Origin of the sequence: Leifsonia sp. 2TAF2 (genome assembly GCF_052115085.1) — a bacterium.
Taxonomy (GTDB): Bacteria; Actinomycetota; Actinomycetes; order Actinomycetales; family Microbacteriaceae; genus Leifsonia.
The window spans coordinates 18,902-45,109 of record NZ_JBFRFY010000005.1; the positions used below are offsets into that span (position 1 = coordinate 18,902).

Consider the following 26,208-nt stretch of genomic DNA (forward strand, 5'->3'; position numbering starts at 1 on the left):
CCATGACCACACAGATTCCCGAGAAGAAGAAGTCCGGCGGTCTCCGCGACCTGGGCAAGATGTTCGGAGGCGGCCAGTCGACCGGTCGCCAGTTCGGCATCCTCGGCGCCCTCGTCGTCATCATCCTGCTGTTCGAGGTGCTCACAGGCGGCACCACGCTCGAGCCGGTCAACCTCATCAACCTGGTCAATCAGAACGTCTACGTCCTGATCCTGGCCATCGGCATGGTGATGGTCATCATCGCCGGGCACATCGACCTGTCGGTCGGATCGGTGGCCGCACTCGTCGGCATCATCGTCGCGAAGTCCATGACCGACTGGAACGTGCCGTGGCCGCTCGCGATCATCCTCGGCCTGCTCGTCGGTGTCGCCATCGGAGCCTGGCAGGGCTGGTGGGTCGCCTACGTCGGCGTCCCCGCGTTCATCGTCACCCTGGCCGGCATGCTCATCTTCCGCGGCCTGAACCAGCTGATCGGCAGCGCGAACACGATCCCCGTCCCGGACGGCTTCACCTTCATCGGTGGCGGCTTCCTGCCGGAGTGGGGCCCGAACACCGGCTTCAACAACTCCACCCTGCTGCTCGGCATCCTCATCGCGGTCGTCATCGCGCTGGTGGAGGTCCGCACGCGCCGCAAGCAGACCAAGATGGGCTCCGAGAAGGCTCCGCTCTGGGTCAGCGTCTTCAAGGTCGTCATCCTCGACGCTGTCGTGATCTACGCCGCCATCCTGTTCGGAAGCGGCCGCGTGGGAACCTCGTTCCCCGTCGCCGGTGTGATCCTCGGCGTGCTCATCATCCTGTACTCGTTCATCACCCGCAGCACGATCTTCGGCCGCCACATCTACGCGGTCGGTGGCAACTGGCACGCCGCGGAGCTGTCGGGCGTCAAGATCAAGCGCATCAACTTCTTCGTGATGATGAACATGTCGGTGCTCGCGGCACTGGCCGGCATGATCGCCATCGCCCGCTCCGTCTCGTCCGGTCCCCAGGACGGACTCGGCTGGGAGCTCGACGCCATCGCCGCTGTGTTCATCGGTGGTGCGGCAGTCTCCGGCGGTATCGGAACCGTGGCCGGCTCCATCATCGGTGGTCTGGTCATCGCCGTCCTGAACAACGGCCTGCAGCTCCTCGGCGTCACCAGCGACAAGGTGCAGATCATCAAGGGCCTCGTCCTGCTGATCGCGGTCGGTGTGGACGTCTACTCCAAGCGCCGTGGCGGCCCGTCGTTGATAGGCAGGATGTTCAACCGCGACAAGACCCAGCAGGCCGACGCCGCCGGCGCCGACCAGCCTGCAGTCGTTCCGTCCGGCGACTCGGCTGAGGACAGCTCCCGCTCGCTGACCTCCTGAGTCCCCTCCTCTCAGCTTTCATTCCCCTGCACCATCCACACACAGAGAAAGAGAAACGCAATGCGCAAAATCGCACTCGCGACGGTGGCCGTCGCAGCTGCCGCCGCGCTCGCCCTGACCGGCTGCTCGTCGAGCCGCTCCGGTTCGGACAGCAGCTCGGCATCCGGCTTCGCCAAGGACTCCACGATCGGTGTCGCCCTCCCGACTAAGACGTCGGAGAACTGGGTTCTCGCCGGTGGCCTGTTCGAAGACGGACTCAAGGAGGCCGGTTTCAAGGGCGACGTCCAGTACGCCGGTGGCTCCGGTGTCTCCGACCAGCAGTCGCAGATCCAGTCGATGATCACCAACGGCGCCAAGGTCGTCATCATCGGCGCCGTCGACGGTGGCCAGCTCGCCGCGCAGGCCAAGGCCGCGCACGACGCCGGCGCGACAGTCATCGCGTACGACCGCCTCATCCTGAACACCAACGACGTGGACTACTACGTCGCGTACGACAACGAGAAGGTCGGCGAGCTGCAGGGTCAGGCCCTGCTCGACGGCATGAAGGCCAAGTTCCCGGACAAGAAGAACTTCAACATCGAGCTCTTCTCGGGCTCGCCGGATGACGCCAACTCGGCCGTGTTCTTCAACGGTGCGATGAAGGTCCTCCAGCCGAAGATCGACGACGGCACGCTGAAGGTCGTCTCCGGTCAGACCGAGATCAAGCAGACCTCCACCCAGGGCTGGCTGCCGGCGAACGCGCAAACCCGCATGGACAACCTGCTCGCGAAGAACTACGCCTCCACCGAGCTCAACGGCGTCCTGTCGCCGAACGACACCCTGGCCCGCGCCATCATCACCTCGGTGAAGGGTGCAGGCAAGCCGGTTCCGACCGTCACCGGTCAGGACTCGGAGGCCGAGTCGGTCAAGTCCATCATGGCGGGCGAGCAGTACTCGACCATCAACAAGGACACGCGCAACCTGGTCAAGCAGGCCATCGCGATGGTCAAGGACCTGCAGGCCGGCAAGAAGCCCCAGGTCAACGACGACAAGTCGTACGACAACGGCAAGAAGGTCGTCCCGGCGTTCCTGCTGAAGCCGGTCATCGTCACCAAGGAGAACGCGGCCGAGGCATACGCCAACGACCCGACCCTGGAGCCGCTGACCAAGTAGTCGGTATCTCACGCACCCGCGTGTGAAACGAAAGGGGCCGGAGCGCAATGCGCTCCGGCCCCTTTCCCGATCCGTCCCCCGACAGGATCGGTCCCCCTGGCCGAGCTCGCCATCAGGTTACGGCCGCCTCACAGGCACCGGCATCGGTGGCAGCACGGATAACCGGTCCGTGCGGGCTCGTGCAGGCGCCGGTTGATGTGCCTGCGTTCTGGTCGCTGTCCGGGCGGATGCGGTGGTCGCCTCGCGGCGCAACGCCGCCCGGTAGAAGCGCACCAATTCGGCTGCCGGCGGACGCTGCGCCGCCATCGTCGCCGCGTCGGTCCGCCGCGCCGCCATGTGGTGGCGCCACGACTCCGAGGCGCAGCGGTGGTCCCAGGCGACCGACGCCGCGGCCTCCAGGGTGCGGCACCAGCCGATGAGCTCCCGGCCCTCCGACGTGGGCGCCCACGTGACCACGCGGAACCACACGTCCGGCCGGTTGCGGTCGCCGAACCCGAACCGCCTCACAACGGCGTACGGTTCGCCGGCCGTCCCCTGGCGGAGCAGCCACTCGGTGGGCTGCGCATTCGCCACCGGGTGCCAGGATGCGCTCACGGCGTCACGGTATGCGACGCCGCCGACACCGACGCGCCCGAGCCGGCGGCCAGGGCTCAGGTGAAGAGGCGGATGAGGGCGGCCACGACCGCGGCCGCGGGCACGACGACGATGAACGGCACTCGGAGGGCGTAGAGGCCGGCCGCGATCGCGAGGGCCGGGAGGCGCGCATCCAGTTGCAGGGACTGCCCGGCGCCGAACGTCTGCACGCAGATCAGCGCGGCCAGCAGGGCGGCGGTGAGTAGGTCGCTCACCCGTGCGACCGTCGGGTGGTCGAGGGCCTTCGGCGGCACCAGCCAGCCGACTGCCTTCAGCCCGAGCACGCAGATCGAGCCGAGCAGGATGACGTGCCACGTGGTCACGGCTCCACCTCCCGTTCCATCGGCACGGCTTCGGGATGCGGCGGGTCGGAGCGCCGCCCGAACAGGTTGAACACTCCCACGACGATGGCGACGACGGCGGCCGCGAGCACCGGGAGTCCTGGGGTGAGGAACGGCGTCAGGAGGGTGGCGACGAAGCCGCCGGCGACGGCGACCGCCTGCGTCTGGCGTGCCTTCAGCCGCGGCCAGAGCAGTCCGAGGAACGCGGCCGCGGCGGCCGCATCCAATCCGTACGCCTTAACGTCTCCGATCAGGTCGCCGAGGAGCGCGCCCGCCAGGGTCATGATGTTCCAGCCGACGTAGACGACCAATCCCGTCACCCAGAAGCCGATGCGCTGCGCCCTCGGCTCGGTCTGAGCGGTGGCCACGGCGGTGGACTCGTCGATGGTCAACTGTGTGGCGGCGGAGCGCCTCCAGAAGCCTGGGCCGATGATCCGCGACAGTCGGAGCGCGTAGAAGGAGTTGCGCACGCCGAGCAGCGCGGCGCTGATGATCGCGGTGCCGCCGGCCGCAGCTCCGCCCGACGCGAGAACGCCGATCAGGGCGAACTGGGACCCGCCGCTGAACATGACCAGGCTGAGCACGCAGGTCTGCCAGACGTCGAGGCCGGACGCCGTGGAGAGAGCGCCGAACGAGATCCCGTACACCGCCGTCGCGATGCCGACAGCCCAGCCGGAGCGGGCCGCGGCGCGTTCCTCGCTGGTTCGTTCCTGGCGCATCGCCTCCCGACACTACCGGGTGGAAGAGGGGTCAGCGGAACAGGCGACCGACCAGGTGAGCGGCGATGTCGTCCTCCAGCGTCCAGGGCAGGAAGATGACCCGGTAGATGATCGGGGCGATGACGATGTCGAGGATGTCGTCTGCCGTCACGGTGGTGTCCGGGTAGCGGTCGAGGAGGAAGCCGGCCTCGATGCGGCGGTTGCGCAGGCAGTAGGACTGCTGTTCACCGGCGGCCGAGGCGCCGCCACGCAGGAGGGCTGCGTTGACAGGCTTGCGGTAGTGCTTGACGATCTCCGTCGCCCACGCGGTGAGGTCGGCCTGGAGATCGCCATTTTGCGGGAGGGGGCGCTCGGGGTCGAGCCGGTAGGTGGCGATGTCGTTGATCAGGGTCGGGAGGTCGCCCCAGCGCCGGTAGATGCTGGTCGGGTTGACGCCGGCACGCTCGGCGATCATCGGGACGGTGACCTTGTCCTGGCCCTTCTCCTCGACGAGTTCTTCGACCGCCGTGCGCACGTTGTGGATGACCGCAGCGCTGCGGCCCCCTGTGCGCTTCGAGGGTGTGGTCGTGGTGTCCATGGGAATAGCTTAAAGCAAATATTGTTGCTTTATTGCACATCCCCCTCTATAGTCGGCAAAAGCAAGAATATTTGCTTTAAGGAGTCCGAAATGTCCACAGCCGAAGACACCCTCGCGACAGGCGGGATCCTCGCCGTCCGGCCCGAACGAGCCGTCCGCTCCCGCCGCTCCCCGCGCCTGCGGCCGGTTGCGGCGTTCACCGGCGCGGCCTTGGCGTTCGTCGCCGTGGCATTGGCCGTCGGCGCACCCAGTCCACTCTTCGTGCTGTACGAGCAGGAGTGGGGCTTCCAGCCGTGGCTGCTGACGGTCGCCTTCGCGATCTATGCGGTCACCTTGCTGATCACTCTCCTCATCGCCGGCTCCCTCTCCGACCACATCGGCCGGCGGCCGGTGTTGATCGGCGCGCTCGCGCTGCAGGTGGTCGCCATGCTGATCTTCCTGTTCGCACCGGACATCGGCTGGATCATCGGCGCCCGCTCGGTGCAGGGCGTCGCCACGGGTGCGGCCATGAGCACCTTCACCGCGGCCCTCGTGGAGCTGGCGCCCGAGCGTCACAAGAAACTCGGCGCGACCATCGGCAGCACCGCCCCGGTCGGCGGTATCGCGATCGGCGCGTTCCTCACCGGGCTGGCGGTGCAGTTCGTCCCTCAGCCGACCACGCTCGTCTTCGTCACGCTCGCGCTGCTGTTCGTGGCCGGCATCCTCGTGGTCGTGGCCTCGCCCGAGACAGTCGAGCGGCGCCCCGGCGCGGTCCGGTCGCTGATTCCGCGGCTGCTCGTCCCGCGTGCGGCACGCCGGGAGTTCGTCGGCGCCATCCCGCTCTTCCTGGCGACGTGGATGCTCGCAGGCCTCTTCATCGGGCTGTCGCCGTCGATCCTGCACGGCGTCTTCCACCTCGACAGCGGTCTGCTCAACGGGGCGATCGTCGCCGTGCCGCCCGCGGTGGGCGCGCTCGCAGGACTTCTGCTGACCCGTGCTCCCGCCCGCCTGACCGTCGTGTGGTCGATGGCGGCGATCCTGGTCGGCGTGGCTGTGGCGGCGGTCGGCATCGGCGCGGCCCTGCTCCCACTGCTGTTCATCGGTGCGACCGTCGCCGGTGCGGGCTTCGGCGCCGGGTTCTCGGCGATGCTGCGCATCCTCGCACCGCTCGCCCCGAACGATCAGCGTGCGGAGCTCTTCGCCGGGGTGTTCCTGGTGAGCTACCTCGCGTACGGGGTGCCGGCGCTGGTCGCCGGCGAGCTGATCACGGTCGTCGGACTGCTGCCCACCGCGCTCGGCTACTCGGCCGCCATCGCGATCGCCGCCGTGGTCGCACTCGTCGTGCAGGCGGTCAAGACACGTCGATGAGCACCTTGCCCACGACGCCGTGCTCGACGGCGTCGTGGGCGGCGGCCGTCTGCGCGAGGGGGAAGCGGGTGATCGGGAGGCCGTGCTCCTCGCCGACCCGGAGTGCGCCGTCCGCGGCAGCGGCGGCGACAGCACGCACAGCGGCCTCCTTCTCTTCCGTGGCCACCGTGTAGGTGAGCACGAACTGCCAGCGCAGGTTCTTCGACATGCTCGGCCGGACCGGGATCGTGACCGAGTCGGAGCCCGGTGCGTCGGCGTAGCTCGCGATGGTCGCGTTGCGTCCGGTGACCTTCACGTCGAGCTCGGCGTTCGCGCTGACATTCACCTCGACCACGATGTCGACGCCTCGCGGGGCGAGCGCGCCGATCGCCTCGGCGGTGTCGGGGTCGGTGTAGTTGACGACATGGTGGGCGCCGGCCGCGCGGGCAAGTTCCGCCTTCTCGTGGCTGCTGACCGTTGCGATGACGGTGGCGCCCGCCCAGACGCCGAGCTGGATGGCCGCGTGGCCGACCGCTCCGGCGCCGCCCGCGACCAGCACCGTCCGTCCCTCCAGCGAACCGGGCGACAGCTCGCCGGGGGCGTGCTCGTACGAGGAGAGGGCCCGGTGCGCGGTGAGTGCGGGGATGCCGAACGACGCACCCTCGTCGAAGCTCACGTCGTCGGGCAGCGGCACGACGAGTCGCTCGGGAAGCACGGCCAGCTCCTGGGCCGTGCCGTCCGGGCGCTGGTACGCGGCATCCCACACCCAGACGCGGTCTCCGACTCGGAAACGGGTGACACCGTCGCCCACCTCGTCGACGACGCCCGCGCCGTCCTGGTTCGGGACCTGCGGCCGGGGGAGTTCGGCAGGGCCGCTGCCGCGTCGTGCCTTCCAGTCCGTCGGGTTCACGCCCGACACGTGGATGCGCACGCGCACCTCACCGGCGGCGGGATGCGGCTCCTCGCGCTCGCCGAGGGTCAGGACGTCCGAGTCGCCGGTGGCGGAGTAGCTCACAGCCTTCATGGGTCCAGCCAACCACGAGCCGGGTCATGGTGCGACCGTGGTCAGCCGGCGGAGCAGGCTCCCGAGCTGATCGGGGCGGACCCGACCGAGGAGAGCACCGGTCGCAGCTCGGTCAGCGTCAGGGCGTAACCCGTGTCCCCGTCCGTCGCGCTCCGGGCGAAGACGATGCCTGCGACCTTACCGTTGACGTCGAGCAGCGGCCCACCCGAGTTGCCGGGGCGGACGACGCCGCGCAGCGAGTAGATGTCGCGATCCACGCTGCCGCTCTGGTAGATGTCGGTGCCTCGCGCCGTCACCCGATCGCGCACGCGCTGCGGCGAGATGGTGAACGGCCCGTTGCCCGGATACCCGGCCGCGTAGGCGGCGGCGCCGGCCGTCAGGTCGGGTCCGATGTCTAGCGCGGTGGCGTTGAGGTCGGTCACGTCGAGCACGGCCAGGTCGCGGGACGGGTCGAACGCGACGATGGTCGCACGCTCGGCGTCGAGGCTGCCCTGCTCCCGGACGACGACGGAGGATGCTCCGGCGACCACGTGCGCGTTGGTCACGACCCGCCCGCGCTGCACGACCCATCCACTGCCCTCGGAGTCGACCCCGCACGCGGGCTTCGAGGCGAGCACGGTGACGACCGACTCCTGCGACTGGGTGACGGCGGACGGGATGGACCCGTCCGGAGCAGGGACCGCCTTGATGGTCTCCCCGCCTTCGAACACCTTCGGGAGCCCGGCGCCGGCGAGTGCGTCATCCACCGCGCCCAGAACCGTCGACGACGGGAGCGGGGCGATGCCGTTAAGGGTCGCGACCACGCGTGACGACGACGCGGCCTGCACGACGGTGGCGAGGCTCGTCGCCATGGCGAAGCCCGCGAGCAGCCACACGACGACCCCCCAGGTGAGGAGGCCGAGCACCGCTCCGACGAGAGAGTCGAGCCAGCGGATCGGTCCGTGACGGAGCAGCTTGCCGATGATGCTCGCGAGTGCGCCGGCGATGGCGTAGATCACGCCGGCGCAGACCACGATGACGATGGCGGCGACGATCGAGCGCTGCGTCACGCCGTCGAACCCGTTGGCGGCGAACCAGCCGACGACGACGGGTGCGATCGTCAGGCCGAGCCACAGGCCGAGGCCGAGCCCCACGAGCGTCCCCGCAGCACGGATGGCGCCCTTGGCCCACCCTGCCGCGACCGCCAGGATGCCGAGCACGACGAGCACGACGTCCACCACGATCTCCACGGGCCCACCCTGCCCCACGAGACTGGGGGACCGCTCAATCCGTCATGTGCGTCCGCCGTCGGGCCGCCCTGTCGGATGGCCGCCGGCAGGGCTACCGTCCGAGGGGCAACGCTGTCCCGAGACGAAGGAGCACACCATGTCCGATCCCCTGGCCAACGGCGACGACGAGCGCGAGGACCTCGCCGAGGGCGAGCGGCAGTACACGAGCGCCGACCTGACCGCGCACGATGAGGAGACCGGTCAGATCCATGAGGAGGGCGAACAGCCCGCGAGGTGAGGGAGGGCCGTCAGAGACGGCCGTCCTCCTCATCGCCGTCATCGACGGAGTCCGGCTGGGGCTGCGGGACGGGCACGATGTCCGGGTCCATCTGATCCTCGGGGACGACGTCGGGGAAGTCCGCGGTCTGCTGGTCGCTGGTCTGTCTGGCCATGCGCGAACGTTACGCCCGCATCCCGGGATCGGATAGTCCCCGCCGGTCAGACTCCGCCATGCTCACCCGCATCGCCGTCCGTCGGGGCGGCGGGCTTGCGCCTTGACGTGACCACGATGATGACCACGCCGATGACCGCCAGCACCACGATGGCGATGGCGATCCCGATCACGAGCCCGAGGTCTGTGCCGGTGGATGCGGCCTGTGTCAGCTGCGGGGTCGACGCCGTGGCTCCGGGCGGCGCGCTGGAGGAGGAACCCGGCGTGGCACTCGACGACGACTGGGCGGCCGGTGCGGAGCTCGCGCCGCACGGCGTCGTATCCGTCCCGGTCGCGGCAGAGGCGCCGGCGGGAGGGGCGTACGAGAACGCGTAGGAGGAGGAGACGGTGTGGCCGTCCGCCGACACGACCTGGTACGTGACCGTGTACTTCCCGGCCGTCCCGAGGGCCACGGGGGCGCTGATCTTCGTGTCCGCGACCGTCGCGCATCCCGTCTCGAAGTGGCGCGTCGCCGAGTCGGGGCCGGTCACCGTGAGCAGGTTCGTGGAGCCGTTGCCGGACAGGTCGAGCACGCGGTCGTTGAAGGTGACGGTGACCGCGTCGAGCGGGCTCGTCACCGTGGAGTCGGCGGCCGGGTCGCTTCCCACCACGTAGTCGTGGGCGCTCGCGGCGGCGACCGGCGCCAGCGCGAGTGCGGCGGCCGCAGCGAGGACCGCTGCCGCCGTGAGCAGCCTGTTCGTCATCCCTGAACCTTACGCTCCACGCAGCGGCCCAGCCCTGTGAAGGTGGCACAGTACGCCGTGAGAACAGGACCACATTGGGGGCCGCGGAAGCGCCCGACAGGCCGGGCGTGTCGGGTTAGTCTGTGCGGGTGACGGACACGTGGAGGCGCAGGGTGCTGGTGGTCGAGGACCACGCCCTCATGCGTTCGCTCGTCGCCGAGGCGTTCGGCCGGCGGAGCTTCGAGACCGCGTCCGCCTCCTCCGCGAATGAGGCGCTCGAACTCGCCGAGCGCTTCGATCCGGACCTCCTCGTGACCGACATCGACCTGCGGCAGCGACCGAACGGTGTGGAGCTCGCGACCATCCTCCGTCTGCGTGCACCACATGTCGCGGTGATGTTCCTCAGCAACCTCTCCCGCCACGCGGCCGCGATGCAGGCACGGAGCACCGTCGAGGGCGCGTCGTACGTCAACAAGGCGGCCATCGATTCCGTCGACGAGCTCGTGGATGCGGCGGAGGCGGTGCTCGCCGACCGGCCGGTGGCGCGCGAGACGGTCGGGAAGGACGGGCAGGCGCGCCTGCTGGGGCTCACGGCCGCGCAGCTGGAGACCACCCGCCTCCTCGCGGCCGGCCTGTCGAATGCCGAGATCGCGCGGCGCAGGAGCGTCTCCGTCCGTGCGGTCGAGAAGAGCGTCGAGCGGGTGTTCACCGCGCTCGGGATCGCCGGGGGCGAGCGCACGACGCCCCGGGTCGCGGCCGCCACCCTCTATACGGCGACCTTCGGCGACCCCACCTCGGGGCTCTGACCGGGGTGCTCGCCTCGAACTTCCGCCGCTCCTTCGCGCGCATCTACGGTTCCTCGGCGATCACCTGGTGGAGCTGGCTCATCCCGCTTCCGTTCGCGCTGACGGTGATGTCCGGGCTGCAGTATGTAACGGGCGGTCCAGCGGCCGTGTTGGCGGTCTCGGGGCTGCAGCACGTCATCCTGGGCGGCTTGCTGCTCCTCGGTGCAGCGGTGCTCCGCGTCGTCCGCGGGGCCGCCCGCCCGGTGGTCGTCTTCGCGATCTTCGCCCTGATCGGGGCTGCTCGCCCGCTGCTCTTCCTGGAAGCGGGCGGCCTGCTCTCCATCCCGGTCCGCCCCGGCGATCTCGGCGCCCGGATCGCCATCAACGTCGTGGCCATGGTGGTCGCCTTCTCGCTGATCGCCGTCGGCGTCGACCTGGTTCGGGATCACCGCGGGGTCTTCCGACGCCTTCGGGAGGCGCAGCGCGCGTCCGGGCGCGATGTCGAGTGCGCGGCCGAGCGGTTGCGGGTCCTGCGCGCGTCGGCGGTCGACGACGTCGTCGCGGCGCTGGAGACGGCTGCGGCGGAGGCCGCGACGTCACGACTGGAGCCGGCGGAGGCCGCGCGCCTCCTGCGGGCCCTCGCGGAGGACGTGGTGCGGCCCGCCAGCCATCGCGTCTACGAGGCTGACGCGCCCGAGGGAGTGCCGGAGGCGGAGGCGCCCGGCGCCCGGGAGTGGTCGGCGTCGGTGTTCGGCGGGATGCGCGCGGCGTCGACGATCGCGACCGCCCTGATCTTCTCGGCGATGGCCGTCCCCTTCGGGCTGCAGCTGTTCGGCGTTTCGAGCCTGGCGCCTCTCGCGGCGGGAGTGGTCGTCCTGGTCGCAGGCAACGCGGTGGTGGCGCGACTTGCGCTGCCTCGTCGGGCCGTGCCCCGGCTCCTCGTGCTCATGCTGTCGTATGGAATCGTCGGCATCCTGCTCTCGGCGATCACCGGAGGCGTGCTCACCGTCCTGGGCGCGCAGCCGACCTCCGTCTGGTTCCAGGCCGCCATGTATCCGGTCGTCGCCCTCGCGGTGGCGTTCGTCGGATCGCTGGCGGTGCGCACGCGGCACGACCGCGCCGAACTCGAGAATGCTCTGCAGATCAACGTCGCCGCCGCGGCGCGCATCCGCGCCGAGTTCGAGCGCGAGCGGACCGCCCTCGCCCGGCTGCTCCACGCCGGAGTGCAGTCCGAGCTGATCGCCGGAGCGCTCGCCGTGACCGCCTCGCCGATGACCGGTCCGGAGGATGCCGGCGCACGCATCGCAGAGGTCGTCGGGCGCGCCAGCGACGCGCTCCGTGGTCCGCAGCGGGAGCCCGGCGCCGAGGAACAGTTGCAGGCGCTGCTGGAGAGCTGGTCGTCGGCGATCAGGCTGGAGGCGCGGATCGATGAGGACGTGTGGGGCCGGCTGGGCGACCCGGTTCGCGCTTCGGCGGTCGTCGACGCCATCTCCGAAGGGCTGGCGAATGCCGTCCGTCACGGCGACGGAACTCCGATCGCCCTCGAGCTGCGATCTGCCGGTCAGGACGGTGTCGAGGTGGTCATCGTCTCCGGCGGGGCGCTCGTCACGACCCAGCCGGGCATCGGCCTGAGGCAACTCTCAGAGCGCGGCACGGTCGCCCTGAAGGAGACCTCCGGGCGTGTCGAACTCGCCGTCGCCATCCCCTGACCGCTCCCTGGGAACCTCGTCGTATCAGCCGTACCCCGCAGGCCCGCTATCCCGGTCGTCGCCTAGATTCTCGAAGGACGGCAGGGCTGCCGCCCGCGGTCCCGGATGGGGGCCCCTGCGTGACCCGAACGCGTGGGATGCGCCCCCGACCGGGATCTATTCGTCTGCATTGATGGAACATCCAGGCGAAATCGGGTAGAAATGATCGGTACGCTTTCGCGCCAACCCCCCGGTGCGTCACCCCCGACCGTCTCCCCCAGGAAAGTCATCAGCAGCTTGCCCCAGTCCACTCCCTCAGTGCGGCCACGCCGCAGTCTCAGGGCACCCGTCGTGGTGGATGTGGACCAGCAGCCCGAGCTGTCGGACGACCCGGCCACCGCCTTCACCACGGCGGAAGAGCTGACGGCGACGCAGACGTTCACGAGCCGCCGCGCCCGTCTCGAAGCCGAGCGCACGCGCCCGCGGAAGCGCGAGCGCATCGTGGTCAAGCCGGCTCGAGCCGAGCGGCCCTCTCGCGCCGAGCGCCCTGCTCGCGCGCCCCGTCCGGCGCGTCTCGTTCGCACGGCACCCGCGGCGCGCCCTGCCCGGTCCGACCGTCGGCACTGGGGCGTCCACGCCGTCGTCATGCTGGCGCTCGCCGCGTTCTTCGGCACTGCGGCGCTTCCGGCGTATGCCACGACCGGCGAAGGCTCGACGGTCGGTGCCGCCCGCACCGCCCTCGCCGTCCAGACGCTGACCGGCGGCGGTGTCACCCAGGTCGTCGCCCGCGACGGGCTCGACATCCAGGAGAGCCCGCAGGCGCTCGACTCGACCACCAACTCCACCGTGTCGCCCACCGTCCAGGCGCTCGCCGTGCAGCTCATGGGAGCTGTCGCCTCCGGCCGCCTGGTGGGTTCGACGCCGAACCACCTCGGCGAGATCGCCGACCTCGCTGAAGGTCACGCCGTGCAGAGCTGTGGTGTCGACTACCGCGTGCTCCAAGCCATCTCGGTCGCCCTCGATAACTTCAACCAGGTCGGCGTCAGCGACATCAACCGCCGCTGCACCGGGCAGATCGAGGGTGCGGGCACCGACTCGGCGCACTATGCCGACGGTGGCGGTCACGCCGTCGACTTCTACCTGCTCAACGGCTCGCCGCTCACGGGTGGCGACGCGAAGTCGATGGAGCTCATTCGCATCCTCGACCCGCTGGTCCCGGATGGCACCGGCCTCGGCCAGATCGGCTGCCGCTCCTCGATGGACCTGTCGAACTTCAAGCCGTTCGACGACACGTGCAACCACCTGCACATCGACTTCCTGAAGTCGGACGGCCCCGCCCTCCGCTACGGCTGAACGGCGCTCAGCCGAAGAGGTGGAGCGCAGCCCACTGCAGCAGGATGACGGTCTTGCCGTCCGCGATGCGACCGTCGGCGATCATTCCGAGCGCCTCGTCGTAGGGGACCACCACCGGTTCGATCTCCTCGCCCTCCGCTTCGACGCCCCCGCCGCCCGTGACCTCGGCCGGCGTGTACGGCGCCGCGTAGAAGTGCACCCGCTCGGTGACGGATCCCGGGCTCATGTACAGGTCGAAGAGGTGCGCCAGCTCGCCGATGCGCACCCCGAGCTCCTCCGCCGCCTCCCGCCGGATCGCCTCCTCGGGTGAGTCGCCGTCGAGGAGGCCGGCCGCCGCTTCGACGAGCATGCCGTCGGGATGCCCGTTGACGTACGCCGGGAAGCGGAACTGGCGGGAGAGCAGCAGCGTCCGTCCGACCGGGTCGTAGAGCAGCACCGTCGCGCCGTTGCCGCGGTCGTACGTCTCGCGCGCCTGGGTCGTCCAGTCGCCGGTGCGGCCCCGGTAGTCGAACGTCGTCCGGCGGAGGACGTGCCAACCGTCCGAGGTCACCTCGACATCGCGCACGCGCACGTCCGGGTTGCCGGTGAGCCCGAGCCCGGTCCGGTGCAGCCCGGTCCGGCCGCGGCCGTCGGGGATATCGTGGCCGGGTCGCTCGTCGCTCATGTTTCGAGCCTAACGCCGCCCGTCCGGTCGCCCCCTGATGCTCTACCGGTACCGGCGGCGGATCTCCCGCGCCGCCAGGATGTCCCCGGCGTGCGCCTCCCGAGCCTTCAGGATCGCCTTGTCCGACTTCAGCGGCAGCCGCAGCACGTCATCCGCCTCGATGCCCGCGACGAGCTCCCGCGCCCGCTCCACCTCCGAGTCCAGCTCGGCTCCGAGCATCAGGGCGACGTTGGCGATCCAGATCCACAGCAGGAACACGATGATGCCGGCGAGTGCGCCGTAGGTCCGGTCGTAGTTTCCGAAGTTGCCCACGTAGAAGGCGAACAGGGCCGAGGCGATGCCCAGCACGACGATCGCCGCGATCGAGCCGGGGGTCAGCCAGCGGATGCGCGGGTGCTTGATGTTCGGCGTGGAGGCGTAGAGCACGGCCACGAGCAGCACGACGACGATGATGACGATCGGCCAGCGGATGATGTTCCACGCGACCAGCGCGACGTCGCCCAGACCGATCAGCCCGCCGAGGAACGACGCGACCGGCCCGGAGACGACCAGCAGGATGGCGAGCAGCGAGATCAGCACCAGCGAAAGCAGCGTGACGCCGAGCTGCACCGGCCGGAGCACCAGCGCCGAGCGGCCCTCCTGCACGCCGTACACGCGATTCAGCGCACGCCCGAACCCGCCGACATAGCCGGATGCCGACCAGACGGCGCCGACGATTCCGATGGCGAGAGCCCATCCGGTCGCGGGGGAGGAGGCGAGATTCTCGATCGGGCCCTTGAGCACATCCGTCATGCCGGGTGCGAGCTCGTTCACCATCCCGAACAGCGCGTCGATGCCCGCCTGGCTCTGACCGACGAGGCCCAGGATGCTGACCAGCGCCAGCAGGGCGGGGAACAGAGACAGGACGGCGAAGTACGTCAGCCCTGCCGCGAGGTCGGTGCACTGGTCGGTCGTGAAGCTGCGCATCGTGCGCTTGATGATGAAACCCCACGGCAGGCGGAACGTGGACACACTGCGGTGCTCCTCGATGCGGCGCAACGCCTTCGCGCGGTCGCTGCCCACTCCGCCCTGGTCAGCCGGCACGCCCGCGCCTCCGCACCAGGAGCGCGGCGATCCCGGCGGCGGCACCGGTGAGTGCGAGGAACACCCCGACGAAGAGCGCGGGATGCGACCGGATCTGCACGCGGATGTTGAAGGTCGCGAACAGGTCGTCCAGCGTGGTCGCCAACTCCTCACGCGTGACCTCGAGGTCGAGCTTCAGTTGGTTGATGCCCGCCCCCTTCGGGAGCGGCGGCCGACCGGCCGGGCGCTGGCCCTGGCGGCTGACCGATGGCGTGGTGTCCGAGGTCACGGCTGCTCTCCCTTCAGCGCCTTGGCGTCGGCGCTCAGTTCGCTGCCCAGGTCGTCGGGCACGGGCGGTACGCCTTTCTTCAGGCTCCGCCAGCCGATCAGCGCGAGGACCACCGCGATGAGGATGAGGATGCCGGCCACGATGAGCGCCGACAGCCATGCCGGGAGGATGAGGGCGAAGCCGAGCACGGCCGCCGTCACCAGCACGCCGAACGCGAAGAAGAGGAAGAGCAGGGCGCCCACGAGCATGCCGGCGCCGATGCCCGCGGCTTTCGCCTTGGCCGACATCTCTGCCTTGAAGAGGGCGAGTTCCGACGCGACGAGTCGGCGCAGTTGCGCGACGAGATCCTTCGTCAGCTCGGGGAGGGGACGGAGTCCACGGGTGGTGCGGCGGCGCTCCCGTGGGAGCGGTGGCGTTTCGGCCATCGGTTCGGGCTCCCTTCAAACGCTGGTAGGCCGAACGTACCCCACCCCTCAGCGCGAGTGAACCCGCGATGGTGCACACTAGGGGCATGAGCGGCAACGAGCTCGCCGGCCGGGGAGGCATTCTCGCGGCGGTGGTCCCCGGGCAGCCGGTCGCCGTGCTGGAGCATGCCGCGCGTCTCGCGGACGACCTGGACGTGCCGCTGGTCTGCGCGAACGTCGACCCGGACCGCTATCTCGTCTCGAGCTATGTCGACGGCACGGTGGTCGCCCTCCCGTACGACCCGGATCTGCCGGAGACGGAGGAGGAGCAGTTCGACCCGGAGCTGGAAGCGCACATCCGGCGCATCCTCGACGGGCGCGGCATCCCCTATTCGCTGCAGCAGCTGGCGGGCGACCCGGCGTGGTCCCTGTCGCGACTGGCCGACGACATGGATGCCCGCTACATCGTGGTGGGAACCCGCGAAGCGGGGCTGCGCGGGAGCCTGCGCGAGTTCTTCAACGGCTCCGTCGCGCTGCACCTCGCGCACCGGCAGCACCGCCCGGTGATCGTCGTCCCATTGGATCCGAGGCCGGGAGTGCAGAAGCTCCCGTGGGAAGACCCGCCGGTCTAGTGTCGCCGGTCCGTGGACCGGCGCCGGTGCACCTGCACTGGCGGTCGATCCTTCTCGTGTTCGTCGGAGGGGCGCTGGGGACGGCCGTCCGGTACGTCCTCACCCTGTCGGTGCCGCCGGTGGCCGGCGTCCCGTTGATCACTTTCCTCATCAACGTCACCGGTGCGTTCGTGCTGGGCTGGCTGCTGCAGTCCCTCGCACTGCGCGGACCGGACGAGGGCGTCCGCCGCGACCTGCGCCTGTTCGCCGGCACGGGTATCCTCGGCGGGTACACGACGTACAGTTCGCTGGCGGTCGACACCGACGGGCTGATCGCGGCGCAGAGCGTGGGTCTGAGCATCCTCTACGCCTCTGCGACCATCGTCGTGGGTGCGCTTGCGTCGCTCGCGGGCATCGCGCTCGCCTCCGGAATCGCGCGCCGCCGGGCCGGACGGGGACGGCCGTGACCGTACTGCTGGTATTGGGCGTCGCCGCCGCCGGCGGCCTGGGCGCGGTCGCGCGCCTGGTGTTCGACGGTGTGCTCCGGTCGCGGGTGCGCATCGGCTTCCCGCTCGGAACGACGGTCATCAACGTCACGGGCTCGTTCCTGCTCGGCCTCGTCACGGGCCTCGCCCTCGCGCACGGCCTCCCACCGGAATGGCGTGCGGTGCTCGGGACCGGGTTCCTCGGCGGGTACACCACGTTCAGCACGGCGAGCTATGAGACGGTCCGGCTGGCGCAGCAGCGACGTTACCGGGCGGCGCTCGTCAACGGCGTCGGGATGCTGGTGCTCGCGCTCGCCGCGGCCGGCCTCGGCCTGTGGCTGGGCCAGCTGGCGTGACCTGCGCGCCGCGTCCTGGCGCTACTCCTGGTCGGGCTCCTGCTCCATCCACCACTCGGTGAACTCCTCCGCGCGCCCGTCCTCCGCCAGGCGGATGATCCACAGGTTGCTGTAGATCGGGCCGTCCCGGTAGTCGGTGACGCCCTCCACGAAGTGGACGGGACCGTCCTGGCCGAGAAGCCGCCACTCGAAGGTGGCCGCTCCCGGGTCGTCCTGGGCGTCGAGCCAGCCCTCGACGATCTCGAGGTGTCCGTCCCACGGCTCGGCGAACGGTTCCGTGCGGTAGCTCGCATCTTCGGTGAAGAGCGCCCGGATGTCGTCGGGCTCGTTGCTCTCCCATGCGCGTCGGTAGAGGTCGATCCAGTTCGTCAGCGCGTCGGCCATGCCCCCGTTATACGCCCTGCGGATGTCGCGCCGCTACGCTGGCGCCATGGAGGAGCCCTTCGCCGCCTGGTCGGAGTTCAACGTCGCCGTCGCGGGCGCGGGAGCGGCCCTCGGCGGCCTGCTCATCGTCGCCCTGTCGGTCAACATCAAGACCATCGCCGACTCGCCGGGGCTCGCCGCCCGGGCAAGCGGCTCGATCGCCTCGCTGATCCTGGGCGTCGTGCTGTGCTGCGCGGGCCTCATCCCCGGCCAGGTGGTGTGGGGGTACGGGATCGTGGTGCTGGTCGGAACGGCGCTGTGCGGCGTCGTCGTCGTGCGGTCGGCAGTGCGCGTGCACCGGGATGCGGTCGACACCGGCTACGGTCGCTGGCAGGTGGAGCGGATCGTGCTGTTCGCGGTGACGCCTGTCATCTACGCCGTGGCGGGGATCCTGCTCGTCGCCACGTCGTGGTCGGCCGCTGCGCTCGTTCTCGTCGCTGTGGGCACCCTGTTGGCGATCGTCACGACCGTGCTGTTCTCGTGGGTTGCGCTCGTGGAGGTTCTGCGCTGATCGGGTGGGCTGTGCCGGTCAGGCTGGCTGTGCCGGTCAGGCTGGCTGCGCGCTGAGCTGCGGCAGCGCATCCACCAGCGGGGCGAGCTCGGGCACCGCGCGGGCCTCGTCGAGCGCGCGGGCGAGTGCCGCGTCGTGGACGGGGCGTGCGGCGTCGAGCAGCCGACGGCCGTCGGCGGTGAGCTCCGTGTAGATGCCGCGGCGATCGTCCGCGCACAGCACCCGCGTGAGCAGGTCCCGTTCTTCGAGCCGGTTGACCAGGCGGGTGGTCGCGCTGGGGCTGAGCGCGCTCGCCCGGGCGAGCTGCTGCATCCGCATGTGCCAGCCGTCCTGGCGGGCGAGCGCGTCGAGCACCGTGTACTCGACGACGGAGAGCCGCACCGCGGTACTCAGATCACGCTCCAGCTCGGCTTCGATGAACCCGTGCAGCGCTGCGAGCGTGCGCCAGCCGTGCGCGCGCACCTCGACGGCGTCATCGGCGATGCCCATGGGCGCCCCTTCCTGGTCGGTCGGCGTCGGTCGCCGGCGGACCGGCTTGCATCAGATACTTGCACGTGCAAGTATTTATAGCGCGTCTGCAACTAACAGAGTAGCGCAGCATCCTCGCATCCAGAAGGAGACCCCTATGCCCGCCGGCCTCATCGCCCTCGCCCTCGGAGGGTTCGGCATCGGACTGACCGAGTTCGTCATCGCGGGGCTTCTCCCGGAGGTCGCGGCCGACTTCCACGTCGACGAAGCGACGGCAGGCTGGCTGATCTCGGGCTACGCGCTCGCCGTGGTCGTGGGCGCGCTCGGACTCACGGCGGCGGCCACGCGCCTGCCCCGCAAGGCCGCGCTGCTCGGGCTGATGGTGCTCTTCATCGTCGGCAATCTCCTCTCGGCGATCGCTCCCGACTACGGCGTCATGATGACCGGCCGCATCATCGCCGCCCTGTGCCACGGCGCATTCTTCGGCATCGGCTCGGTCGTGGCTGCCGGACTCGTCGCGCCCGAGAAGCAGGCGCGCGCTATCGCGATGATGTTCACCGGGCTCACCGCCGCCAACGTCCTCGGTGTGCCGTTCGGGACGCTGCTGGGGCAGGCGTTCGGCTGGCGGTCCACCTTCTGGGCGATCACCGTGATCGGCGTCATCGCCATGATCGGGGTCGCGGTGCTCGTGCCGGCGGGAGCGGGCGGCGGCCGGAGCGCCGGTGGCCTGCGCGGCGAACTCACCGCCTTCCGTTCGGGACAGGTGTGGCTGTCGCTTGCCGCAACAGTGCTCGGCTTCGGCGGGATGTTCGGGGCCTTCACCTATATCGCCTACACGCTGACCGGGGTGTCGGGCTTCGCCTCCGCGGCCGTTCCGTGGCTGCTGATCCTCTTCGGGCTCGGCCTCTTCGCGGGCAACTGGGTCGGCGGTCGGCTCGCAGACCGATCGATCGACGGCACCCTGCTCTGGTTGCTCGGCGCGCTGGCGGTCGTGCTGGCTGCCTTCGCGCTGGTCGCCGGCATCCCCGTCGCCGCGGTGATCGCGCTCGTGCTCATGGGGGCCTTCGGCTTCGCCACCGTGCCCGCTCTGCAACTCCGCGTCCTGTCGTACGCCTCGCACGCTCCGACCCTCGCGTCGGGCGGGAACATCGCCGCCTTCAACCTCGGAAACGCGCTCGGCGCCTGGCTCGGCGGACTCACCATCGCAGCCGGATTGGGGTACACGTCGCCGCTATGGGTGGGTGCTCTGATGACCGTCGGGGCTGTGATCGTGGTGGCCGTCGCCGCGGTGTCCGCGCGTCGCGGACGTTCGGGGAGCGTACGCGTCTCGGAACGCTCCTCGGAGGAAACTCTTCCGGTCCAGTAGACGAGGGAGTACATTCACTCTCGTCTCGAACGGTCAGGGGGTGATCGTATGCCAGAGGTGGCCCAACCGGCGCACCGTGGCTTCATCACTCCTGCGCGCGTGCTCCTCGGATCTCTGATCGCCGGCGCCGGACTGACCGTTCTCGGATTCTTCGCCGGCGGCTCGCCGGCATCCGCGGCGGAACCGGCACCGCCGGCTCCTGGCCCTGTGTCCGCGCTCGTGTCGAGTGCCACCGGAGCCGTCGGCGACACGGTCGGTTCCGTCACGGGCGCTGTGGCGCCCGCGCTGCCGGATCCCGTCCAGCAGGTGGTCTCGCACGTCGTCACCCCCGTCGTCGACGTGGTCGATCAGGTGGCCGAGCAGTCGCCGGTCTCCGCCGTGGTGGACCCCGTTGCCTCCACTGTCGACCAGGTCGTCGCGCAGGTTCCTGTCGTCCGGGATGTGCTTCCCGCGGCACCGGTCTCGTCCGTGACTCAGCCGGTCACCGGGACCGTCGACCAGGCGATGTCGGATGTGTCCGGCGCGGTCGGAACGGCGGTCTCTCCGCTGACGCCCGCGGTCGACGTGCCGCCCGTGGCGCTGCCCGGAGGGGGATTGCCCGGTGGCATCCTTCTGGGAGTGTCTGCCGCCCCGGTCGCTGAAATCTCGGCTGCCGTCCTCGCTGGCCTCGCACCGCCTGCGCTGCTCGCGGCTGTTTCCCGCTCGGGCGGCTTCGTATCCTCCGGATCCGGCAGTCCGGCCGCTCCTGGCGGCGTGCCCGGAGGTCTCCCCGGTGGTGGACTGCCGGGTGGTGGACTGCCCGGCGGAGGCTTGCCCGGCGGCGGCTCGGCCGGATCGGCCGGCAGCGGCGGCGGTCCGGGCGGAGCTGTGCCCGGCTCGGCCGCGACGGCCGAGCGTTTCTTCCTGCCCGCCTCCCTCCGGAGCGGGCTCCTCGGCGTGGCCGCGGACGATCACGTCCCCGCCGGCCCCGTCGGCGACCACGACATCAGCCCCGACTGAGTGGGTCCCGGCTGCCCTCGCGGCAGCACGCGACCACCGCCCGGCACCTCCGCGCCCGGGCATCACACTCATTCGAAAGGCTTGATCATGAACAAGTACGTATCCAGAGGGATGTGGTTCACCCTCTGCGTCGGCGGCCTGTGGCTCGCCGGAACGGCCGCAGCCAACGCGGCCGAGACCTCCGGCAGCGACGGCGTCGCAACCGGCGACCAGGCGGTCGTCGGTGTCTCGATCCCTGTGTCCCTCGCGGGCAACGGCATCTCGGTGCTCGGGGACTCCTCCAGCACCGGTTCCACTGCCGCGGCACCCGCGGCTCCTGCGCCCTCGGCGTCGATCTCGCCCGACTCGATCGGCGGCGTGCTCACCGGCGACCAGGCGGTCGTGGATGTGAGCGTGCCGGTCACGGTTGCGGGCAACGCGGTCAGCGTGGTCGGCGATTCCGGCAGCTCCTCCTCCGGCGTTGCCGCCGCTCCGGCGGCCGGCTCGGGAACAAGCGCCACCTCGTCGGGCTCCGACGGCGTGGCTTCGGGCATCCAGGCGCCTGTGGGGGTGGATGTGCCGGTCACGGTCGGCGGGAACGCGATCGCCGTTCTCGGCGACGCCTCGTCGGCCGGCTCGGACGCGACCACGTCGACCGGCGGCTCCGGCTCGTCGGCGACGTCCGCATCCACGGGCGCGGACGGCGGGCTGCTGTCTGGCATCCAGGCCCCGATCGGTGCGGCCATCCCGGTCACTGCCGGCGGCAACGCCGTGTCGGTGCTGGGGGACGCCACCTCGGCGGGCTCCACGACGGCGGCACCGGCCAGCGGCGGCGGCAGCACGGCGACCTCGGGTTCGGGTTCGGATGGCGGGCTTCTGTCCGGCATCCAGGCTCCGGTCAACGCGGCGGTTCCGGTGACGGCCGGAGGCAACGCGGTGTCTGTGATCGGGGATTCTTCGACCTCGGGTTCGGACACGTCGGTTCCTGCTGCGGGTAGCGGTACCTCCGCGACCTCGGGTTCGGGGTCGGATGGCGGGCTTCTGTCCGGCATCCAGGCTCCGGTCAACGCGGCGGTTCCGGTGACCGCCGGCGGTAACGCCGTGTCGGTGGTCGGCGACTCGACCTCGACCGGCTCGTCCACGAGCGCACCGGCGACCGGCGGCACCACGGCCGGTGACGGAACGACCGGAGGAACCGGTGACGGAGGGCTCCTGAGCGGCATCGATCTGCCCGTTTCGGTCGACGTGCCGGTGACAGTGGGAGGCAACGGCATCAGTGTCATCGGTGACAGCGCCACCTCGGGCTCGACCACGACGCCGACCACTCCGACCACGCCGACGACGCCGACGACGCCGACGACGCCGACGACGCCGACGACGCCGACGACGCCGACCACGCCGACGACGCCGACGACGCCGACGACGCCGACCACGCCGACGACTCCGATCGTCGGTGACTCCGCGGGTGCAACGGTCGCGGCGAGCGGCAGCGGCAGCGGTGCAATGGTGCTCGCCAGCGGGAACGGATCCGGCACGGCGGCCCTCGCCTCCACCGGCTCCGACGAGCTCGGACTGGGCGCCCTGGGCGCGCTCCTCGCTCTCCTCGGAGTGATGTGCGCATTCGCCGCGGCTAACCGGGCGCGTCGCCACCCGACGCGCTGATCACATCGACGCCCGCTGACCGCGGGTGATGACTTCCCGGCACGCCGGCTCTCCCAGCCACCGGCGTGCCGGGAACTCGGCGTGTCCGGGGACTTGGGTGTCGGGGCACACCGCGAGTCCGTGCGGAATCGCTCCCTCGGGTTCAGTACCCGATCGGGCGCCCGGGCGTGAGCGGATCGTCGTTACCGACGAAGGCGTCGCCACCGTTGTACTGGGCTTCGCGGCGCTGCACCTCTGCGAGGAGTGCCTTGTTCAGCATCTCCGACCAGCTGCTGTCGCGCTCGCCGAACGACGTGTGCCGATAGGCCGCGCGTGCGCGGTTGCGCATGGCGGGCGTCAGGTAGAACGTCACCGTCGTGCGTTTCTTCTTGGGGGGTGTCGGCTGGGCGACAGGACCGCCCGCGGAGAGGCGGACTTCCGCTGTGTTCTCGGCCCCTGCTGCGTCGTCGAGGGGTTCGGGTGCGGAGAGGCCCATGGCTCACCTTTCTGCATATCGGATGTCGATGTATCCTCTGGGATACTATCCGGTCTACCCGCCTGGAAGCCACATTCCACAGGGCTACACATGCTTTAAATGCCCGGTTATGCAGGCATTCCGGCCGGCACCGTCAGTGCGAGAGCCGCTCCACGACGGAGCCGAACAGCTGCGGGCGGCGGGCTGCCGTCGGGACGATCCGCGGACGATACCGCGATCGCGCGGCCATCACGAGGGCTGCGGTAAGCACGCGGAAGTCGCGGGTGGTCGCCCGCCAGGCACGCTCGTACTGCTCGGTGTTCCCGGCGCGGACCGCCGCGATGGCAGCGCGCGCCTGCGCGAAGCCCACGCGCATCCCCTCGCCGGTCAGCGCGTCGACGTAGCCGGACGCATCCCCCACCAGCAGCACGTGTCCAGCCGACCGCGACCGTGCCCGCTGCAGGAGCGGTCCTGCCCCGCGCGGTTCGCTCACCGCGTCCACACCGTCCAGCCGCGCGGCGAGCTCCGGGATGCCCGCGATCACCTCGTCGAGGTCGAGCGGGCGCGAGCCCAGCACGGCGACGCCCACCGTCTTCTCGTCCACCGGCGTCACGTACGCCTCGGCGCCGGCAGACCAGTGCACCTCGACGAGCGAGGCCCACGGCTCGATGGCGAAGTGCTTCCGCACCCCGAATCGGCGACGTGTGCCCGCCTGCGCGCGCCCCTCGAGGCCGACCATGCGGCGGACGGGGGAGTGCAAGCCGTCCGCGCCGATCACCCACGGCGCGCGCAGGGTCTGCCCGTCGCTGAGGGTCAGCTCGACTCCGTCGGCCTGCTGTGTCAGGCCGGTGACCTTGGCGTGGATGCGGTCGGCGCCCAACTCCGCCGCACGCTCGGAGAGCGCTTGGTGCAGCACGGTCCGTCGCACCCCGCGGCCGGGACGCTCGGCGAAGCGATGCTCCACGCGCGAGGAGGAGTCGACGTAGGCGATGCCGTCGAGCCGCTGGCCGGCCGGATCCACCCCGATGCGGTGCAATGCGGCCAGCGCTCCCGGCATCAGGCCCTCACCGCAGGCCTTGTCGATCGGCCCGACGCGCGGTTCGACCAGCACGACCTCCATGCCGTCCACGCGCGCTTCGATCGCGCAGGCAAGGCCGATCGGCCCGCCGCCGACGACGATCACCTGCGCGCTCATGCGCTCGCGGGCTCCGCGAGGACGGTCGCGAGCGCGCGGTTCTCGCACCGGATGCGGACGGCGAGCAGCCACGCATTCAGCACGGTGAAAGCGAGGGCGGTGATCCAGGCAGTGTGCACTAGCGGCAGGGCGAAGCCCTCCACCACGACGGCGACGTAGTTGGGATGGGTGAACCACCGATACGGTCCGCCGGTCACCAGGGGCAGGTCGCGTACGACGATCACCCGCGTGTTCCAGCGATGTCCGAGGGTCGCGATGCACCACCAGCGCAGCGCCTGGCTGGCGAACACCAGCACGAGCATCGGCCAGCCGAGCCAGGGCAGGAAGGGCCGCCCGGCGAACCAGACCTCGGCCAGGCACGCGAGCAGCAGACCGGTGTGCAGCGCCACCATGGCGGGGAAATGCCCCTTGCCGAACTCCACGCCCCCGCGCGCGAACGACCACTTCGCGTTGCGCGTCGAGACGATGAGTTCCGCGATGCGCTCCAGCCCGGTTGCGAGCACGAGCGCGGTGTACCAGATCACGGAATTGGTTCTATCATGGCGGCCGCGGGCAGCGCAGCGGGCACTGCTGCAATCGCAGCCGCAGGCTCGGACCGCCCGTCGCCGTCGGCCCAGCGCAGCAGCACCAGCTCGCTGGTCACGCCCGGACCGAGCGCGAACAGCAGGCCGATCGTGCCGGCCGGGTGCACATCCAGCTGTTCCGCGAGCACGTGGAGCACCGCGGCCGAAGACAGGTTTCCGACGTTCGCGAGTGAACGCCAGCTCGCGTCGAGCGCACCGTCGGGAAGGTCGAGCGCCTGCGAGAAGGCCTCCAGCACCTTCGGGCCGCCGGGATGCGCGGCCCAGGCGCCCACGTCGGACACCTCGAGATCGTGGGCCGCGAGGATGCCGCGGGCGTCACCGGCGAAGTTGCGCTCGATGACCTCGGGGACGCCGGCGCTCAGGACGATTCGGAAGCCTGTGCCTCCGATGTCCCAGCCGATCACATCCGCCGTGTCGGGGTAGATGCGGCTGCGGGTGTCGACCACGTCCGGGCCGGCGAGTCCCAGTTTCTCGGCGCGGGCGTCGCCGACCATGACGACCGCGGCCGCCCCGTCGCCGAACAGACCGCTCGCGACGATGTTTGCCATCGAATCGTCTCTGGCCTGCACGGTCAGCGAGCACAGCTCCACCGACAGCAGGATGGCCACCTCGTCCGGGTGCCCGGCGAGGTAGTCGTTGACGCGGGCGATCCCGGCTGCCCCCGCGACGCAGCCGAGGCCGAAGCTCGGCAGGCGCTTCACATCCGGTCGGAGGCCCAGCCGGGCGACCAGTTGCGCGTCGATGGAGGGGGCGGCGATGCCGGTCACCGAGGTGAACAGCAGGAAGTCGACATCGGCAGGCTCCAGGCCGGCCGAGGAAAGTGCCGCGGTTATCGCACGCTCCGCCAGCGAGGTGCCCTCGGCGATGAAGAAGTCGTTGGATTCCTGGAACGAACCCAGCGAGCTGTAGCGCTCGAGCGGCATCACGAGGCTCCGCGTCTGCACACCCGACGAGGCGTGGATACGACGCATCACCTGCTGCCGGGCGGGGTCCGACGTGATCATCGCGAGCAGCGCGGCGGTGATCTCCCCCTGGCTGTAGCTGCGGGCGGGGAGCACCGGGGCTACCGAGACGATTCGGCTCACATGCGAAACGTACCACCGGGTCCCCCCACCGTGAGCGGCGGTCGGCGGATACCCAGGGGGCGGCCGGACAGCGGGTGAGTGGCTGTCTGAGGATGGGGAATTGTGACCGCTATCACCCCGCGGGCTGCGGGCTCCAATACATTGCAGTCTGAGATGTGGAGGACAACATCCCATCGAGGATTGTGAGGTCGTTGCTGTGAAGGTGAGTATCGCGCCAGACGCGGTGATGCAGGGCGCGTCGGCGCTCGCGGGCGTTCGAGGGTCACTGCCGTCGGGTTGGTTGCCG

Annotated in this window: 32 protein-coding genes; 14 read left to right on the plus strand and 18 right to left on the minus strand. The window is 70.5% G+C overall.

The genetic code is table 11. The features are described from left to right. Positions 1 to 2: 2 nt before the first annotated feature. Positions 3 to 1,346 (plus strand): multiple monosaccharide ABC transporter permease, encoded by a 1,344-nt coding sequence (gene mmsB, locus AB4Z18_RS19220; protein ID WP_441784375.1) that lies wholly within the window; start codon positions 3 to 5, stop codon positions 1,344 to 1,346. A 60-nt stretch (positions 1,347 to 1,406) separates the two neighbouring features. Next, positions 1,407 to 2,498: a substrate-binding domain-containing protein gene (locus tag AB4Z18_RS19225; RefSeq protein ID WP_441784376.1), complete on the plus strand. Its 1,092-nt coding sequence runs from the start codon at positions 1,407 to 1,409 to the stop codon at positions 2,496 to 2,498. A gap of 117 nt (positions 2,499 to 2,615) precedes the next feature. On the opposite strand, the gene AB4Z18_RS19230 is transcribed toward AB4Z18_RS19225, so the two are convergent. Genes AB4Z18_RS19230 through AB4Z18_RS19245 form a run of 4 tightly spaced genes read right to left on the minus strand, consistent with a single transcriptional unit; the run spans position 2,616 to position 4,768 of the window. Then, positions 2,616 to 3,092: a hypothetical protein gene (locus AB4Z18_RS19230; protein WP_441784377.1), complete on the minus strand. Its 477-nt coding sequence runs from the start codon at positions 3,090 to 3,092 to the stop codon at positions 2,616 to 2,618. A gap of 56 nt (positions 3,093 to 3,148) precedes the next feature. Next, on the minus strand, positions 3,149 to 3,454 hold the full coding sequence (locus AB4Z18_RS19235) for an AzlD domain-containing protein (RefSeq protein ID WP_441784378.1): 306 nt from the start codon (positions 3,452 to 3,454) through the stop codon (positions 3,149 to 3,151). After that, the gene (locus AB4Z18_RS19240; RefSeq protein ID WP_441784379.1) at positions 3,451 to 4,191 is read right to left on the minus strand and encodes an AzlC family ABC transporter permease; all 741 of its coding nucleotides are present in this window, start codon (positions 4,189 to 4,191) and stop codon (positions 3,451 to 3,453) included. Before AB4Z18_RS19240 ends, AB4Z18_RS19235 begins: the two co-directional genes overlap by 4 nt. A gap of 31 nt (positions 4,192 to 4,222) precedes the next feature. Further along, positions 4,223 to 4,768, minus strand: coding sequence for a TetR/AcrR family transcriptional regulator (locus AB4Z18_RS19245; RefSeq protein ID WP_441784380.1), 546 nt, complete (start codon positions 4,766 to 4,768; stop codon positions 4,223 to 4,225). A gap of 90 nt (positions 4,769 to 4,858) precedes the next feature. Here AB4Z18_RS19245 and AB4Z18_RS19250 point away from each other — a divergent pair, with 90 nt between their 5' ends. After that, positions 4,859 to 6,115: an MFS transporter gene (locus AB4Z18_RS19250; RefSeq protein ID WP_441784381.1), complete on the plus strand. Its 1,257-nt coding sequence runs from the start codon at positions 4,859 to 4,861 to the stop codon at positions 6,113 to 6,115. On the opposite strand, the gene AB4Z18_RS19255 is transcribed toward AB4Z18_RS19250, so the two are convergent. Both AB4Z18_RS19255 and AB4Z18_RS19260 read right to left on the minus strand, forming a co-directional pair. Beyond that, a complete protein-coding gene (locus tag AB4Z18_RS19255) occupies positions 6,099 to 7,118 on the minus strand; it encodes an NADPH:quinone reductase (RefSeq protein ID WP_441784382.1) in 1,020 nt (339 codons plus the stop codon). The genes AB4Z18_RS19250 and AB4Z18_RS19255 overlap by 17 nt on opposite strands. A gap of 41 nt (positions 7,119 to 7,159) precedes the next feature. Then, on the minus strand, positions 7,160 to 8,347 hold the full coding sequence (locus AB4Z18_RS19260; protein WP_441784383.1) for a MarP family serine protease: 1,188 nt from the start codon (positions 8,345 to 8,347) through the stop codon (positions 7,160 to 7,162). A 136-nt stretch (positions 8,348 to 8,483) separates the two neighbouring features. Between AB4Z18_RS19260 and AB4Z18_RS19265 the strand changes: the two genes are divergently transcribed. Next, entirely contained in the window at positions 8,484 to 8,624 is a 141-nt protein-coding gene (locus AB4Z18_RS19265; protein WP_441784384.1) for a hypothetical protein, read from the plus strand. A gap of 10 nt (positions 8,625 to 8,634) precedes the next feature. Here AB4Z18_RS19265 and AB4Z18_RS19270 read toward each other — a convergent pair whose 3' ends face one another. Both AB4Z18_RS19270 and AB4Z18_RS19275 read right to left on the minus strand, forming a co-directional pair. After that, positions 8,635 to 8,778: a hypothetical protein gene (locus AB4Z18_RS19270; RefSeq protein ID WP_441784385.1), complete on the minus strand. Its 144-nt coding sequence runs from the start codon at positions 8,776 to 8,778 to the stop codon at positions 8,635 to 8,637. Between the two features lie 46 nt (positions 8,779 to 8,824). Next, entirely contained in the window at positions 8,825 to 9,520 is a 696-nt protein-coding gene (locus AB4Z18_RS19275; RefSeq protein ID WP_441784386.1) for a copper resistance CopC family protein, read from the minus strand. Positions 9,521 to 9,648: 128 nt separating this feature from the next. Between AB4Z18_RS19275 and AB4Z18_RS19280 the strand changes: the two genes are divergently transcribed. From AB4Z18_RS19280 to AB4Z18_RS19290, 3 genes are all read left to right on the plus strand, one after another. Next, on the plus strand, positions 9,649 to 10,305 hold the full coding sequence (locus AB4Z18_RS19280) for a response regulator (protein ID WP_441784387.1): 657 nt from the start codon (positions 9,649 to 9,651) through the stop codon (positions 10,303 to 10,305). 5 nt (positions 10,306 to 10,310) lie between these two features. Beyond that, complete coding sequence (locus tag AB4Z18_RS19285) at positions 10,311 to 11,993, plus strand: hypothetical protein (protein WP_441784388.1); 1,683 nt, start codon at positions 10,311 to 10,313, stop codon at positions 11,991 to 11,993. Between the two features lie 297 nt (positions 11,994 to 12,290). Next, on the plus strand, positions 12,291 to 13,325 hold the full coding sequence (locus AB4Z18_RS19290; RefSeq protein WP_441784389.1) for a hypothetical protein: 1,035 nt from the start codon (positions 12,291 to 12,293) through the stop codon (positions 13,323 to 13,325). Positions 13,326 to 13,332: 7 nt separating this feature from the next. On the opposite strand, the gene AB4Z18_RS19295 is transcribed toward AB4Z18_RS19290, so the two are convergent. The 4 genes from AB4Z18_RS19295 to AB4Z18_RS19310 are packed head-to-tail and all read right to left on the minus strand — an operon-like array spanning position 13,333 to position 15,765. Beyond that, positions 13,333 to 13,989, minus strand: a complete 657-nt coding sequence (locus AB4Z18_RS19295) for an NUDIX domain-containing protein (protein WP_441784390.1) — start codon at positions 13,987 to 13,989, stop codon at positions 13,333 to 13,335. A 42-nt stretch (positions 13,990 to 14,031) separates the two neighbouring features. After that, positions 14,032 to 15,072, minus strand: a complete 1,041-nt coding sequence (locus AB4Z18_RS19300) for a YihY/virulence factor BrkB family protein (protein ID WP_441784391.1) — start codon at positions 15,070 to 15,072, stop codon at positions 14,032 to 14,034. Next, entirely contained in the window at positions 15,062 to 15,340 is a 279-nt protein-coding gene (locus tag AB4Z18_RS19305; protein ID WP_441784392.1) for a hypothetical protein, read from the minus strand. Before AB4Z18_RS19305 ends, AB4Z18_RS19300 begins: the two co-directional genes overlap by 11 nt. Continuing rightward, positions 15,337 to 15,765: a phage holin family protein gene (locus AB4Z18_RS19310; RefSeq protein WP_441784393.1), complete on the minus strand. Its 429-nt coding sequence runs from the start codon at positions 15,763 to 15,765 to the stop codon at positions 15,337 to 15,339. Before AB4Z18_RS19310 ends, AB4Z18_RS19305 begins: the two co-directional genes overlap by 4 nt. Before the next feature lie 86 nt (positions 15,766 to 15,851). On the opposite strand from AB4Z18_RS19310, the gene AB4Z18_RS19315 reads away from it, so the two are divergent. From AB4Z18_RS19315 to crcB, 3 genes are read left to right on the plus strand one after another with little or no spacing between them, the layout of a single operon-like run. Continuing rightward, entirely contained in the window at positions 15,852 to 16,376 is a 525-nt protein-coding gene (locus AB4Z18_RS19315; RefSeq protein WP_441784394.1) for a universal stress protein, read from the plus strand. After that, positions 16,355 to 16,822, plus strand: coding sequence for a fluoride efflux transporter FluC (locus AB4Z18_RS19320; protein WP_441784395.1), 468 nt, complete (start codon positions 16,355 to 16,357; stop codon positions 16,820 to 16,822). Before AB4Z18_RS19315 ends, AB4Z18_RS19320 begins: the two co-directional genes overlap by 22 nt. After that, complete coding sequence (gene crcB, locus AB4Z18_RS19325) at positions 16,819 to 17,196, plus strand: fluoride efflux transporter CrcB (RefSeq protein ID WP_441784396.1); 378 nt, start codon at positions 16,819 to 16,821, stop codon at positions 17,194 to 17,196. The genes AB4Z18_RS19320 and crcB overlap by 4 nt, the downstream gene beginning before the upstream one ends. Positions 17,197 to 17,217: 21 nt before the next feature. On the opposite strand, the gene AB4Z18_RS19330 is transcribed toward crcB, so the two are convergent. Then, positions 17,218 to 17,580 (minus strand): nuclear transport factor 2 family protein, encoded by a 363-nt coding sequence (locus AB4Z18_RS19330; protein ID WP_441784397.1) that lies wholly within the window; start codon positions 17,578 to 17,580, stop codon positions 17,218 to 17,220. 46 nt (positions 17,581 to 17,626) lie between these two features. Here AB4Z18_RS19330 and AB4Z18_RS19335 point away from each other — a divergent pair, with 46 nt between their 5' ends. After that, the gene (locus AB4Z18_RS19335; protein WP_441784398.1) at positions 17,627 to 18,130 is read left to right on the plus strand and encodes a hypothetical protein; all 504 of its coding nucleotides are present in this window, start codon (positions 17,627 to 17,629) and stop codon (positions 18,128 to 18,130) included. A gap of 36 nt (positions 18,131 to 18,166) precedes the next feature. Here the strand turns inward: AB4Z18_RS19335 and AB4Z18_RS19340 are convergent, their stop codons facing one another. Beyond that, positions 18,167 to 18,619, minus strand: coding sequence for a MarR family winged helix-turn-helix transcriptional regulator (locus AB4Z18_RS19340; protein WP_441784399.1), 453 nt, complete (start codon positions 18,617 to 18,619; stop codon positions 18,167 to 18,169). A gap of 136 nt (positions 18,620 to 18,755) precedes the next feature. Here AB4Z18_RS19340 and AB4Z18_RS19345 point away from each other — a divergent pair, with 136 nt between their 5' ends. The 3 genes from AB4Z18_RS19345 to AB4Z18_RS19355 all read left to right on the plus strand — a co-directional run bounded on the left by AB4Z18_RS19345 (position 18,756) and on the right by AB4Z18_RS19355 (position 22,604). Continuing rightward, positions 18,756 to 19,964, plus strand: a complete 1,209-nt coding sequence (locus AB4Z18_RS19345; RefSeq protein ID WP_441784400.1) for an MFS transporter — start codon at positions 18,756 to 18,758, stop codon at positions 19,962 to 19,964. A 48-nt stretch (positions 19,965 to 20,012) separates the two neighbouring features. Beyond that, on the plus strand, positions 20,013 to 20,963 hold the full coding sequence (locus tag AB4Z18_RS19350) for a hypothetical protein (protein WP_441784401.1): 951 nt from the start codon (positions 20,013 to 20,015) through the stop codon (positions 20,961 to 20,963). Positions 20,964 to 21,050: 87 nt separating this feature from the next. After that, positions 21,051 to 22,604, plus strand: coding sequence for a chaplin family protein (locus tag AB4Z18_RS19355; protein WP_441784402.1), 1,554 nt, complete (start codon positions 21,051 to 21,053; stop codon positions 22,602 to 22,604). Between the two features lie 142 nt (positions 22,605 to 22,746). Here the strand turns inward: AB4Z18_RS19355 and AB4Z18_RS19360 are convergent, their stop codons facing one another. The 4 genes from AB4Z18_RS19360 to AB4Z18_RS19375 form a co-directional block, all read right to left on the minus strand. Next, positions 22,747 to 23,079 carry a ParB family protein gene (locus AB4Z18_RS19360; protein WP_441784403.1) on the minus strand — a complete coding sequence of 111 codons (333 nt, stop codon included), beginning with the start codon at positions 23,077 to 23,079 and terminating at the stop codon, positions 22,747 to 22,749. 133 nt (positions 23,080 to 23,212) lie between these two features. Then, positions 23,213 to 24,253, minus strand: a complete 1,041-nt coding sequence (locus AB4Z18_RS19365) for an NAD(P)/FAD-dependent oxidoreductase (protein ID WP_441784404.1) — start codon at positions 24,251 to 24,253, stop codon at positions 23,213 to 23,215. Next, on the minus strand, positions 24,250 to 24,777 hold the full coding sequence (locus AB4Z18_RS19370; protein ID WP_441784405.1) for an isoprenylcysteine carboxyl methyltransferase family protein: 528 nt from the start codon (positions 24,775 to 24,777) through the stop codon (positions 24,250 to 24,252). The genes AB4Z18_RS19365 and AB4Z18_RS19370 overlap by 4 nt, the downstream gene beginning before the upstream one ends. After that, the gene (locus AB4Z18_RS19375; RefSeq protein ID WP_441784406.1) at positions 24,774 to 25,922 is read right to left on the minus strand and encodes a type III polyketide synthase; all 1,149 of its coding nucleotides are present in this window, start codon (positions 25,920 to 25,922) and stop codon (positions 24,774 to 24,776) included. The genes AB4Z18_RS19370 and AB4Z18_RS19375 overlap by 4 nt, the downstream gene beginning before the upstream one ends. Between the last annotated feature and the right edge of the window lie 286 nt (positions 25,923 to 26,208).